Origin of the sequence: Acidipropionibacterium jensenii DSM 20535, from assembly GCF_000425285.1 — a bacterium.
GTDB classification, from domain to species: Bacteria; Actinomycetota; Actinomycetes; order Propionibacteriales; family Propionibacteriaceae; genus Acidipropionibacterium; species Acidipropionibacterium jensenii.
In genome coordinates this window covers 1-13314 of sequence record NZ_AUDD01000005.1, presented here as the reverse complement: position 1 = coordinate 13314, position 13314 = coordinate 1, and the positions used below count along the sequence as shown (strand labels likewise).

12 protein-coding genes are annotated in these 13314 nt (G+C 65.2%); 2 read left to right on the top strand and 10 right to left on the bottom strand.

The window, feature by feature from the left end:
• Positions 1–74: 74 nt before the first annotated feature.
• Positions 75–875, bottom strand: a complete 801-nt coding sequence (gene amrS / locus H590_RS14800) for an AmmeMemoRadiSam system radical SAM enzyme (protein WP_084149260.1) — start codon at positions 873–875, stop codon at positions 75–77.
• A 252-nt stretch (positions 876–1127) separates the two neighbouring features.
• On the opposite strand from amrS, the gene H590_RS0104060 reads away from it, so the two are divergent.
• Together H590_RS0104060 and H590_RS0104055 are read left to right on the top strand one after the other, a co-directional pair.
• On the top strand, positions 1128–1547 hold the full coding sequence (locus H590_RS0104060; RefSeq protein WP_126412769.1) for a hypothetical protein: 420 nt from the start codon (positions 1128–1130) through the stop codon (positions 1545–1547).
• A 66-nt stretch (positions 1548–1613) separates the two neighbouring features.
• Positions 1614–1955, top strand: coding sequence for a hypothetical protein (locus H590_RS0104055; protein ID WP_126412770.1), 342 nt, complete (start codon positions 1614–1616; stop codon positions 1953–1955).
• Between the two features lie 62 nt (positions 1956–2017).
• Here H590_RS0104055 and H590_RS0104050 read toward each other — a convergent pair whose 3' ends face one another.
• The 9 genes from H590_RS0104050 to H590_RS0104005 all read right to left on the bottom strand — a co-directional run bounded on the left by H590_RS0104050 (position 2018) and on the right by H590_RS0104005 (position 12936).
• Entirely contained in the window at positions 2018–2239 is a 222-nt protein-coding gene (locus H590_RS0104050; RefSeq protein WP_028702559.1) for a hypothetical protein, read from the bottom strand.
• An 11-nt stretch (positions 2240–2250) separates the two neighbouring features.
• A complete protein-coding gene (locus tag H590_RS0104045; RefSeq protein WP_126412771.1) occupies positions 2251–3279 on the bottom strand; it encodes a hypothetical protein in 1029 nt (342 codons plus the stop codon).
• Positions 3280–3443: 164 nt separating this feature from the next.
• Entirely contained in the window at positions 3444–3866 is a 423-nt protein-coding gene (locus H590_RS14795; RefSeq protein WP_051238160.1) for a holin, read from the bottom strand.
• The gene (locus tag H590_RS17170) at positions 3866–4690 is read right to left on the bottom strand and encodes a peptidoglycan recognition protein family protein (RefSeq protein WP_051238159.1); all 825 of its coding nucleotides are present in this window, start codon (positions 4688–4690) and stop codon (positions 3866–3868) included. Before H590_RS17170 ends, H590_RS14795 begins: the two co-directional genes overlap by 1 nt.
• Positions 4690–5133 (bottom strand): hypothetical protein, encoded by a 444-nt coding sequence (locus H590_RS0104030; protein WP_028702557.1) that lies wholly within the window; start codon positions 5131–5133, stop codon positions 4690–4692. The genes H590_RS17170 and H590_RS0104030 overlap by 1 nt, the downstream gene beginning before the upstream one ends.
• Before the next feature lie 6 nt (positions 5134–5139).
• Positions 5140–8091, bottom strand: coding sequence for a hypothetical protein (locus tag H590_RS0104025; protein ID WP_028702556.1), 2952 nt, complete (start codon positions 8089–8091; stop codon positions 5140–5142).
• Positions 8088–9254 (bottom strand): hypothetical protein, encoded by a 1167-nt coding sequence (locus tag H590_RS0104020; protein WP_028702555.1) that lies wholly within the window; start codon positions 9252–9254, stop codon positions 8088–8090. Before H590_RS0104020 ends, H590_RS0104025 begins: the two co-directional genes overlap by 4 nt.
• Positions 9251–11107: a DNRLRE domain-containing protein gene (locus H590_RS18260; RefSeq protein ID WP_126412775.1), complete on the bottom strand. Its 1857-nt coding sequence runs from the start codon at positions 11105–11107 to the stop codon at positions 9251–9253. Before H590_RS18260 ends, H590_RS0104020 begins: the two co-directional genes overlap by 4 nt.
• A complete protein-coding gene (locus H590_RS0104005; RefSeq protein WP_154655308.1) occupies positions 11104–12936 on the bottom strand; it encodes a lysozyme family protein in 1833 nt (610 codons plus the stop codon). Before H590_RS0104005 ends, H590_RS18260 begins: the two co-directional genes overlap by 4 nt.
• Positions 12937–13314 lie beyond the last annotated feature (378 nt).

The following is a 13314-nucleotide window of genomic DNA, read 5'->3' as shown; positions in this document are numbered from 1 at the left end:
CTCTGGGGAGGTTCCTGGGGGTCGGTCCTCTGGAGGACAGGGCCCCGAACCCCCTCGAAGGAGGGGGCGGGAGCTCAGATCCGGACAGGGATCCGCTGCCTGCCGAAGTCCCCGGGGCTCTCCTCCCAGCGCCCCGGGATCGGAGTTCCGCAGTCGGGGCAACGGCCGTCCGGGCCCAGCCGGTAGGACAGGATCTGGTACCAGTCGCGCACGATGAGGGCGGTCCCGCAACCCGGGCACCAGGTGGTGTCCCCATCGGTGTCGTGGACATTGCCGACGTACACGTGGTGCAGCCCGGCCGCCCGCGCCAGCTCTCGTGCTCTGCGCAGGGTCGAGACCGGGGTGCGGGCCACATCGCGCATCCTGTTGTCGGGATGGAAGGCCGAGAAGTGGAGAGGCACATCGGGGCCCAGCTCCCCGGCCACCCACTGCGAGAGCCGGGTCAGCTCCTCGTCGGAGTCGTTGAACCCCGGGATCACCAGGGTGGTGATCTCGGTCCACACATCGGTCTCGTGGACCACATAGCGCAGAGTGTCCAGAACGGTCTCCAGTCGTGCACCGGTCACCCGGCGGTAGAACTGCTCGGTGAATCCCTTGAGGTCGATGTTGGCCGCCGCCATCGGTGCGAAGAAGGCCGGCCGGGCCTCTTCAGAGATGTAGCCGGCCGTCACCGCGATCGGCTGAACCCCTGCCTGGCGGCACGCCCAGGCGGTGTCGATGGCGTACTCGGCGAAGATCACCGGGTCGTTGTAGGTGAAGGCCACGCTGGTCGCCGCCAGGTCCCGGGCGGTCTCGGCGATGGTTCGGGGAGAGGCCTCGGCAGCCAGGGTGTCCCACTGGCGCGACGTTGAGATCTCCCAGTTCTGACAATCAATAGCCGCCTAAGCCTGTCATGGCGCGGTGAGGTGGCATCCCGTGTCGCTCCGAGTGAGTCAAGGTGTGAGTCTAAGGAGAGCGACACGATCCGGCGGGCTGTGCTGTCCCCACGTAGGCGGGGGTTACCCGGGGATGAGCCTCGGGGCGGTTTGGGTCCCCGCGCATACGCGCGGTGTGACGAAAGGTGTCAGGGGTGCCATGCCCTGGGCATGGGGTAGACGTCGCGGTACACCCCGTGTACAGTATGGGTCATGAGCACGACAGAGATGGCCACCGAGAAGAGCACCGGCACCTACTACCGGATCCACGCAGGCGACCGGGACCACGCAGGCATCTGCGACAAGTCACAGTGGGACTCCCGCGAGATCGGCGGAGGCCGCTGGGTCGAAGATCCCGAGACCGGCGAGCTGGTCGAGGACGTCCGCTACGGTGTGTCAGCCTGCGAGTCCATCGAAGACCTCGCCGCCTACGTCGCCCAGACCGGGGTCGGCGGAGACAATCCGGTGATCGTGGAGTTCGAGGCCGAGCTGGCCGACGATGACGATCATGATGCCGACCTTGGCGCGGTCCTCACCTGGCCGACCCGCATCGTCGGAGTCTACGACGAGGGCGACGCCACCTACGACGCCTTCGACCAGCTGCTCGACGAGGCGCTTGGATGGACGGCCTGAGCGGCAAGGACGACGGCCGAGCCCGACGACTATCACGACGCAATGGATATCTGAGAGGACATGATCATGGAGGATTTCGAGCTGGCCGAATGGCTGGGTGACACGGAGACGACCGACGAGCAGCGGGTGGCACTGAGACGGGCTGCTGCTGATCTGGAGGGCCGCTGGGATGATGACCCGGATGCCGACCGGGAGGCTTTCACTGGGGCGGCGCAGCTGGTCCTGGGCGACGCGACACCCGAGTCGCTGGTGGCCGACTGGCGCCGGGCCCAGCAGGCAGCCGATGACGCTCACGCCCGGATGACTGGGGGCATCGTCGCCTACTACCAGGATTCGACGGAGCTGGGCACGGCGGAGGCCTTCGGGCTGGCACGGCAGACGATCCGCAAGGCACTGGGGAAGGGCTGAGGACGCACGAAAGCCGCCCCACCCTCACAGCGAGGGCGGGGCGGTGTCGTGTGTGTGCCGGGTCAGCTGGCGGTCTTCTCGGCTTGTGGGGTGAGGTCCTGGATGGCGGTGACAAGACTCGTCTTGTCCCCGCCGATGTCCACGAACTGCTGTGCCGTCTGCGTGACCGATTGCACGGCGGTGGCGAGGGTGGACCTGCGGGACTGCTCGGCCAACGCTGCTGTGAGCAGGCTGCCGAGGTCCGTGTCAGAGAGGGTGGTGAGATTGTCGGTGTCGATGGCCATGAGGTGTCCTGTCAGCTGGTGACGGTGCCGGGGAGTGTGGTGGGTGCCGCGTCGGTGGTGGCCCAGTTCATCTCCAGCGCGTCTCCGGTGGTGGAAAAAGCGGCAGTGGACTGAAGGCCGCCGGTCGGGGTGACGACCAGGGTGCCGGTCCACGAGGTGGTGGACCCGGAGGTCAGCAGCGGGAAGCGCACGTACGCGCCCGGCGAGAATCCGGTCACGGCAGGCGCGAAGATGCCGGTGCCGGTGAGGACGAGACCAGCCACTCGCAGCCGGACCAGCTGATTGACACGCCGGATCGCCAGCGTCGTGAATGCGCTCACATTGGAGCCGGTGGGGGTGAGTGCCCGCCACCCAGTGTCCAGGGCGACGATCTGCCAGCCAGCGGGGAGATTCTGCCACTGCCATGCGCCGACCGACGCACCATCAGTGGAGGTGAAGGTGGCCCCGATCGGTGCGGCAGCGACCTGGGCTTGCACGGTCTTGGTCATGGATGCCGGGATGTCCGGGCGGCCCGCGCCGACAATCTGATAGGTGGACGGTTTGCCTGGGATGCCGAGCCCCAAGGTCAGATTGGGCCACGAGCCCGTCATGGTGGCCGTCGCATCGGACCCTGCCGCCAGCGTGGTGACCGTCGGCGTGATCTTCGGCGTCACCCATGCCAGCTGCGAGCCATCCCAGCCGAGAGTCTGGCCCGGCTGCTGGCCGGTGGGGACGACGAGGGTGTAGACGGGGACGCCGGGTGCCGGGTCGGGCGGTGCGACACCCCACAGCTGCAAGGGCGCGGCGGCGGTGTGGGCGGTGGTGACGGTGACCGTGAAGTCCGGGAAGTCGAAGATGGTCCGATTGCCCGGGGAGACAGTCCAGTCGCCCGGCCACAGCTCGACCCCCTGCACTCCTGCCACCGACAGCACACCGTCAGCGTCAAGGTTGGCCAGGACCGGATCGTGCAGCACGAGCATGTCCGGGCTGGTCGACGTCACCACCTGCGACACCCGGGAATTGACGAAGACCACCAGCCCTTCGCCGACGACCGGGGTCATCTCCGGATCTGAGTCTGTGTCCGCCGTGGTGTCACCTGTGGCACGGGCCACCCGGCCGACGACATGGCCAGCCGGTGTCATCTCCGATGGCAGTGGTGTGGTCATCTGTCCTCCTCGAAAGTGTGGGCGCCCCCGTGCCGGGATGGCACGGGGGCAGTGGACGGTCAGGACTGGCTGGTGGCGACACCCTCGCCGTCAGGGATCACCGAGGCGTCCTCGGCGTGCTCCGGCGTGTGGGCGGTGACAGTCTGGTCGATGTCCTCGGTGGTGACATCGCCGCTGCCGGCGCCGGGGTCGGTGTCGGGCACGACGGACCCGTCAGAAATGGCGACCCCGGAGAGAGCCCCGGAATCCGTGGTGGACGCCGGGGCCGTCCCGGCGGTGAAGCTCGGGTTGAGGAGGGAGGTGACGACCGACAGCAAGGCCGCCAGCAGTGCGGTCACCAGCGCCGTCTCCCACGGCAGACGGAGCGCCGCCTCACCGCTGTAGACGGATCCGGCAGAAATGCCGAGGGTGGCGATCCCGACCTGAAGGAAGGTCTTCCCGGCGCGCTCACCGGCACCCTTCCAGAATGCGATACTGGTCATCACTTGGACTCCTTCGAGATGGTGGACAGCGTGGCGTTGACCTGGTTGATCCTCTTCTGATTCTCCACGACGACCTTCTGAGTGAACTCGTCGGTGCCCTTGTCGGCGGTAACGCGGCGTTGAGTTTCGATGAGGATCTTCTCCAGCCATGCAAGCTTGGACATGATGGCGGTGTACTGGGACATGGTGAGCTCCAATTCTTTTGGCGAATTCTTGGACTTGATGAGGGCTGCGACACGTGCGCGGAATGCGCCCATGTCAATTCCGGGGTCGGAATAGTCGCGGTCGTCAGCGACCTCCCCGTGGCCTGCGACGGCCCCGGCGGACCAGCCGTGGGCGCGACACAGTGCGGCTGCCCAGCGGGCGGCGGTCTCAATCTGGGCCGCATTCGGGGCGGTGGCGATCATCTCGACGCCGTAGGTGTAGCGATTCATGTTCTGCTGCGATCCGCGCAGATCGTGGTATTTGCCGGCCAGAGGGAAGGTCTCTCTGGTCAGAGCTGCGAGTGCCTTCGCCGAGTATTGCAGGCAGTGATTCGCCCGACCTGCCGCATTGACCCACAGCGACCCGTCCGGCGGAATGAAGACATTGCACTTGTCAGGGCATGCCGGGTCGCCATTGAGAATGTCATCGGCGTACTGCTGGACGGTGCGGCTGCCGAGGTTCCCGGCGGTCTGGTGGATGATGATCCCGCGCGGCTGCCAGCCCTTCGCAGATATCCTCCACATTCCCCGGGTGCGCCAACCCCGGTTCTGGACGATCTTCTTGATGCCGGCCGCCTTGTAGGCGGCTAGCTGCTGATCGGCTGTCAGTGGTGTGGCCATCAGTCCTCCTGATTGGTGTGTGATGTGACGTGGTCGCCGAAGTCCCAGCCAGCACACGGGTTGGTGAGTTCGTCGAGCTGGCTGGCCAGGTCCTTCTGGCCGCCCGACAGATCCCGGTGAGTGCGGTCTGCTGATCCGCGCAGTTCATGGAGCTCGTCGCGCAGGGACTCGTGCTCCTCGTCGGCGTGGCGGCGGTTGTTGCGGATCTCGTCGCGGATGCCGCCCAGGCCTGTCTCGACCGCATGGAGTGCAGCCCCGAGACTGTCGACCTTCTCCTCGGTGCGAGTCGAGGCGTCCTTCATCGAGGAGCCGTGATCGTGCTTAACCTCGCCGCGAATGTCAGCAAGGGCCTGCCAGCCTTTGGCGACGATGATCCCGAGTGCGCCCAGCATGACGATCAGCCCCCCGACTGCTGCCCCGAACTGATCCGGTGTGATGTGCATAGTGCCTCACTTGGTGTAGGTCATGGTGATGGTCGCGGACGGCTCGAAATGCCCGTAGGTCGGCTTGTTCGCAGCGCCGGAGCCGACCTCGCCGATCGTGATCCCTCGGATGGCCCCGGTCGCGATACCGACCCACCATCCGCCCGGTAGGCCGATCTTCGCCGTTCGGCCGGCCTTCATGGATACCGACACAGCGCTGCCGCCGGACGTCTGCGGGGACCCCGGCAGCGCTGTGGAATCGTAATGGCCGATCCGCAGAATCCCATTCCTACCCGGAGTCGTCGGAAAATCAACATTCTTGACCGTCAGAATGCACGACTGGATATTGGCGTTAGATCCGACAGTTGCCGCGATTGACCCGTCCCACAACCACAGGCCGTAGCGCTGTCCAGGGCTGTAGTAGCCCTGCATCAACTTGCCGGAGACGACCGAACCATTCCGCCACGTCCTGGTCGCCGCCACCTTCCACGACTTGGTGTATGTCCTCGTCGGATTCGTGCTCGACGGATTGGTCGACGTGCCCGAGAAAGGCGTACCGCCACCATTGGAGACGGCACCATCACCCCATGACCCGTAAGACCCGCGGTCGGTGATCATGATGTCGCTGGTCAGAGTGTCCGACGTATTGAATCTCAGCGACATGGACGCCGACGACGTCTGAGCAGTCAACAGAATGCGCGCCGACACGTCAGAAGCCTGCACGGGCAAGATCTTCGACCAGGTGATCTCCTGATTGCCGGACTGGCAGGGGATCACAGCCGTCAGCAGCCCCGGCGAGGGGATCGCCGGAGCCGCCGGGGTCGAACCGAGCGCCGCAGTGGTGGCCCGCACCCGCAGAGACACAATCCCGGCCGCCGACGTCTTCACATTCCCGCCGACGAAGAACTCGTACTCCCTGCCAGCGTGCAAATCGGCGGACAATTCCAGCAGGCCCAGCTCAGTCCCGCCGACGTAGATGGAATTCAGCGCTGACGTGCTGCCAAGCTTCTGCCGGGCGATGATGCCTTGGGGGAGCGGTGACAGCATGTCGGGTAGTGCCACGCCGCCGACGGTCAGATCGCCGTTGACCGACAGATCCTGGGCGAGCACGTTCCCTTCGGGATCGATGCCACCAAGCGGTGACCCGTCCGTGTCGGAAATCATCAGCTGGTCATCATCGGCACCACCCAGCTGGACGGTGGTCACTTCCTCGCCCTCAGCGCCGGCACGGATCACGCTGATAGTCGAGCCGACAATCTGTGTGCGAGGCAGCAGGCCAGCACCCGGGGAGAAAATGTTGATCCCAGACAGTGCGCCCACAGTGATGGTGCCCGCATCCAGCGCGGTGAGGACGGCCCCGGTGAGCTGCTGCGAGATCCACGCGGTCCCCGACCACATCCACCAGGCAAGGACGGGCATGGCCAGCGAGCCGGCATTGCTCGGGTCCGTCTGGTGCTGAAACCACATGTCGCCGGGCGTTCCGCTGCTGCCGGTGGCCGGGGCGGTGGAGTGCTTGACGACATTCTTCCCATCTGCGGACGCCTGAGCAGTGCCCGCCTTCGCAGCAGCAGCATCGGCAGCGGACTGGGCGGCATCAGCGGCAGCCTTAGCCTGATCGGCGGCAGTGTCGTCGGTGTACTTGCTGGCCTTCTCCCAGTCGCCAGCGGCATAGGACTGCGCGGATGTCTTGGCGACCTTGCATCGCATCAGCTCGCCAGACGGTCCGCCCGCCCACAGATCACCCACGTCATACGGCGGGACCGGTGTGGCAGTGAAGACGCGCCGCTTCCCATCGGCGGTGTCCTGAGCTTTCGCCGCATCCGCCAGCGCCTTCGTCACATCCACATCGGTGATGCGCTGCCAGCTGTAGGCCTGCGAGGCTATCTGCCAGCGGTAGCAGTAGCCGCTGTTGGTGTCGTAGTACAGGTCACCGAGGTGATTGTTCTGGATGTCCGTCGTTGTCCAGGAAGACGCAGGAGTGTTGGTGTTGGTCGGAGGCACCGGGTAAAACCATGTCGCGATGCTGCCGTCGATCTGCGACTGGACGTCTGTGAACTTCGCATTCACCGTGGTGGTGAAGGACGCCAGATCCGAGGCATTCGCATTCGCCGACGACTGGGCGCTGGCCGCAGCAGATGCGGCACCATCCGCCGACTGCTGGGCGGCATCGGCAGCCGACTGGGCCGTAGCCGCATTCGCCTTCGCAGCATTCGCGATCTGCTGGGCGGTCGATGCAGCAGCAGCCGCATCCTGGGCCTGCTGGGATGACGTGCCAGCCGTAGCAGCAGCAGCATCCGCAGCCTGCTTCGCAGCATCCGCGCGGGACTGAGCAGCCGATGCCGCGCTCTGAGCAGTCGACGCCGCAGACTGTGCCTGATCTGCCACCTGCTGGGCAGCATCAGCAGCCGTGCGGGCATCCGCGCCCACCTGCGACGCATCATCGATCGCACCGGTCACATCGTCGCCCAGACCATCCAGGCCGATCTCGCCACGGCGGCCGATCACATCGACAATCACCCAGCCGGTGCCACGAGCCTCGCAGATCACCTGCTCGCCTCCACCCTCATCCCGCAGCCCCTCAGACAGCAGAGGACGCAGAGCATGAGGCACCGCCACCGGCAGCAGATCATCATCGCCCGTGTCCACCTGGGCGACAACATCCAGCACCTCCGGCCACAGATCCAGCCGTGTGTCGGTCGGAATCGGCTGCCCGTCATCGTCAGTGCCGCCAGCAGGCCAGTCCGCCGGCGCCGTGTCGGCCATCGTCACGACATCCGGGTCGTCATCGGTGAGCCCTTCGGCCACCTCACCCGTCGCGTGATACCGCGTCACCCCATCGTCGGGGGTCAGATCGCAGCCATCCCGGTCCACGTCGGCCGCATTCCACACCGACAGCAGCTTCCCAGACCATGAGGTCGCAATGACACCCTGACGGGCCGACTCCACCGACACCACCACACCACTCATCTGCCCGCTCATCTGTGCACCACCTTCCCTCTCATCCGTGCCTTCGGACGCACTACCCTGGTCCGCCCATGACTCATCGCCTGGACCGCACCAAGCGGGATCGTGAATTTCGTCACCTGCATGTCCCACGTCCACGTGTCGGTGACGATCCGCACCACATCCCGGGGCTCCAGGTGGGGGATGACCAGGGTGTCCATCGACACCGTCACACTGGCCATCAGGACTGCTTTCAGCCGGGCTGCTGCTGCCGCCTTGATCTGCGCCTGAGACTTCCAGTCCCCGGTGATCTCGTCGCGGACAAAGCGCGGCACACCGCCACGCGCCAAAGACTCCGGAGAGAAAGGATCAGATTTCGGGGCCCGGGCGACCGCCTGCTTCAGCTTCTTTTTCGACCCGGTGTCATTCGGAGTCGCCACCACCAGATTCCGCATCGCATCCGCGTCGACTGTGATCGCCGGCCTCGACATCAGCTGCGCCTGGTCAAAGCGCCACTTCACCGCCTGGGAATGCGACTTCAGCACACACACGCCGCGCCCGTCATAGCCGAGCCAAGGATAGTTTGAGTCCGAGCCTGAAAGCCCCCGGGCCAGCTGCTTGAGCACCGGCCACGGTGCCGCCGTCGACGCCACCACAATATCGGCGGTCGTCTTGTCAGACCAGCGGGTGATCTGCCGGAAGCGCTCGCCATTCTTGGCAAGCAGATTCGCGATGATATTGGTTTTCGGCCAACCTTTCTTGTAGGTCGTCGTCATCGACGTCGCCGCATTCAGCAGTGACTCCTTGCCCTGCCCGGTGATGGTGACCTTCCCGTCGCCCATCTCGGCTTTCTGGATCGGTCCGGTGAAAAGCGGCACCCACACCCACCGGCCGAGAGCTGACACCCGCACCCCGTGCTCGACGCGGACCATCATCGTCGCCACCACAGGCGGGGATGTCGGCCCTGCAGCCACCAGCCCGAGAGCATTCGACGGATCCCTGACCTCCAGCGTGCAGCTGCGCTCCACGTCCTGGGCAGAGTCCACATCCACCTGACCGGACAGCACCCCGCCGGTCACCTGGCCCAGCATCTGCTGATCCATGTCCAGGATCGACACCCGCGTGGACACCTGATGGTCGCCCAACAGCCCCGCCTCGAAGGCCATCTGGTCGGCGGCAGACAGTCCGAGACTGATCACGAGTTCTCCCCGAAAATGAAATCGTCCACCTGATGGAATTTCAAAGACACATTGAAGAGCTCACCGGCACGCCCGGGGACAGATGTGACGGAGACATCGGTCAAATTGATCGTGAAACCCAGGTCCTCGATCAGCAGTCGAAGTTCCTTGCCGGGAACTGACTTCCAGGCGAGAAGACGGTCATGCCACAGCTTCGGCGTCTCAGTTGATGGCATGACAATCTGTGGTGCCAGCACGCCGGAAAGAGACCCCTCAAAACCGTATTGGGCGCTGGTGACCCTGATCTTCGACCGTCCACCGATCGGCGCGAACTCAGTCACGGTCTCCGGCATCGTCATATCGTGGTCGGTGTCATTGACGATGCACACACGATCTCCGGTGTCTTCGTCGACGATCCATGTTCCTCGGTGCTTGATCTTTGCGGTGACTGTCGCCGGTTTTGACGACTTGCCATTGACGATCGCGTAGACCGTCCAGGTGTGCGGTCCTCCTGGGCATGCAGCATCCCGCATGGATGATGATGACCCCGACCGGAACCAGTCCAGGCCGGGATGGGAGGACAGAAACTTGCCGTCCCGGTACACGTCGACGCGGTCGGGCACCTCGGACCGCAGCCATGACAGGGCGACAGACGGCAGCACCGGATCCGGTGTGACCTTCAGACCCGACACGGCCACGACGGTCTTCGTCGGCGCGAAAGAGAATTCCTGCGACACGGACGCGGAGATCGGCATCCCGGGCGTCGCCTCTCGGGCTCGACTGTCCCACACCTCCACATTGATCCGCACCGTGCCCGCCTTCGCCAGGCCGACGGTCGGCGTCCATCTCGAATCAGCACCGGCGACCACACCGGACCGGGCGACACGTACCCACCTCGACCCGACCAGCCGGTCCACCGACACAGCCCAGCGGGACTGTGGCATGTCGCCGCTGTAGGTCCATTCAATGGGCGGTGTCGGATCGGCGAAACTCGACCCCGCCGGATCAGGCTGCGTGAGCGTCACCGTCGGACGGGGATGCCACTTCCAGCTCACCGCATCCGACCAGCCCGACCAGACACCCGACGAGTCCCGGCAGCGGACCTGCCACCACACCACCGTGTCTTTGGCCGGCGGCTTCCAGCCCGACTGGGCGGACAGGTCAAGCTGCGAGACGGTCGTCGCCACCTCACCCGAATCCCACGACGGCGCGGTGTGCACCGTCGTCTCCGACGTCCCCGTCCGCACCTGAGCAGATTCCAGCACGTCCCCGCCCACATAGTCGCGGTACGACCATCGCAGGACAGGAGAGCCGGTGCCGACAGCCTGACCGGTCGACGGCGCCAGATCGGTCGGCGGCAGCGGATTCTCCTGCCACTCCACCGACAGCGACGGATCAAGGGCGTGAGACATATTCCCCTGCACCAGGATCTGGTGCTCAGACTTGGTGGTCAGCACGAAGCCCGAGAATGCTTCCCCGGAAGCGACCGCCTGCATCTGCGCGGTTACATCGAAGACCCACGTCTGATTGGTCGCCAGAGGGTTTGGCTTATGAAGTGATGCCTGGGCGAGCTTGCCTGCCGGCCTGGTGTTCCAGGTCACCGTGCCGAAATGATTCGACCACGGAGCGCACAGCTGCGCGGTGATCTGTGATGCACCATGGCCGGCGACCGCCCGGGTGCGCAGTGTCAAAGTCGCCTTGACCACATTCGCACCAGCCGACGGAAAAGGATTCCCGAACCAAACAAGACCCATATTCGCCCGGCCGGACACCCCATAAAGGGACATGTATCCGGTCTTTCCGAACCAGTTCCGGGTCGGATGGTCCTGCTGAAGCCACGTCGTATATGCGGCCCTCAGAGTCGTTGTCGTCATCCGCCCACCCTCGCAATCCGATCCGCATTGTCATCGATGGCATTCAAAGCCTGCTCATAACTCTCAATCCGAACGCGGCCGATCAGCTCATTATTGACGTCCTTCACAATCATGACCGAGGGGCCACTTCCACCGCCAAGCATTTGCGCGGTCTGGGAAGCGTTATAGACCTTGGAACCTGCAGTGAGATTCGCCATCTGACGGCCCACGACCAACTCCGGCCCCTCCTCTGCAAGCCATGCAGCACCAGGCAACGCCCATGAAGTGCCAGACGCGTACCCGTGGCCCTTGCCGATCGCATTCCGCCACCTGGCACCGCCATGCTGAGCGAACGCCGCCCGCATCCCGACAACCAGATTCTTGAAACCGTTCATCCAATTGGACAGGAACGGACCCATATCCCGGCCGAAATCGGCCCACGTCACACCAGGAACCTGCGCCAAACCACGGGCGGGATCCCCACGCAACACATTGATGTCACGCAGCGAACTCGACTGCACCAGATTCGGGTTTCCGCCGGACTCGGTCATGATCTGCTTCAGCCACAGATCCTCATCAGACTTACCGCCGCCGATACCAGACCGCTTCAAAGCCTGAGCGACCGTGGAACGCCACCGCTCAACACCAGATCCGGACGGATTCGCACCGCCGCCACCATCGGCACCGAAAACCTTCTCGGCGGCCGACTTGATCTTGTCCGAAATAGCCTGAACAGCCATCCCCGGGACCCTCGCGGCGGCGTCGAAGAACACCCCACCGCCGACCTTGTCGCGGGCCCCCTTCAGGGCCCCCGACACACGGTTCGACATCCAGTCCTTGATCGACGACGCGGCACCGAGAGCCTTGCCCATCTTCGACTTGAACCAGTCGCCGAATGACATTGCCGCCCCGAGCACCCCGGAGCCAATCTGGGACAGCCACGTGCCGAACCCAGGAGTCGCGTACGGGTCGGGCTGGCCGACACCACGCAGGCCGGCACCGCCCCTCCGGTAGTCGCCCCACTGATAGACGGCCGACCCCCTGGGAGTACCGGCGCCGGGCCCCGGCACAGCATGCACATGCCACGCGAAGTTCTGTTTCGGGCCGCGCACCCACGCCGCCCAGTTCTGGCGGCGCAGCGCGTCACGGATCTTCCACAGGTTGACCCCGCCTCGCGGGCCAGACACATCCACCGCGTCGCCGGTATGGGAGGTGCCTGATAGCCCATTGGCGGCATTCCATCCTCGCTGAGCCAACTGGAACGTCTGATTGAGCGATGCCGCAGCGGCAGCCACACGGGCCGCAGCAAGCGCAGTCAGACGGCCACGGCCTCCCACGAACCCGCCAGAGGCGAAACCGGTCATCCGGTCCGTCAGCTGGCCGGAATTGATGGACTCCAGTAGACCCCGCGACTGTGACGTGGCGCGCCGGTTGGTGATGAACTCCTCACCCTCGAACCGGAACGCCCCGTGCGGCGACACCCCCACATACGGATCACGGGTCCGGGCCGACCACGGCAGATCGACAAACCCGCCGGACTGGAACCTCGGCCACGTGATGGCCTTCACAGCCATCGACCCCGGAAGCTTCAACTTCGAGACGAGGCTGTTGTAGCCGCCGATCAACCCGCCGTTGATCACGGTGTTCAACACGAACCGGATCGGCTTGGCGGCGATCTCCTTCAGCCCGGACCAGATCCGGCCCACCGCAGACGCCATGGAACGCCAGATGCGCTGCACCCCGGATGACATGGTCGAGAATGTGGACCGGATCGACGACGACACCCTCGACGCGATCGAAGCGACCGTCGCACGGCCACGGTTGAAGATGCCGCCGAGCCTGGACCACATAGATGACATCAGTGACGACGCCCGTGTGCGGGCCGACGCCCAGAACCGGGACATCCGCGTGCCGAATCCCGCTAGCCTCGATTTTTCATGGGTGGCTGCTGGGTGGGGGTTCGGCGGCTGTGTCGTCGAACTGAGCATTGATTCTGGCAGGCGGGTGCGACGGTTCGCCGCATGTCGCTGCGGGGGTCGGGCTGTCCGGGCCGTGGGGTTCTTTCAGATGGTGGGCGGTCAAGGTGCATACCGGGGGCTATCCCGCGGGGGCGGGCAGGCCCCGCAGCACGCCGACTGCGGCGACCACGGTGTCGACCCATGGTTGGCGATCCGAGACGTGCAGGATGACGCGCCGGCCGCTCCGGGCGAGGGTGGCGGGGATGGCGA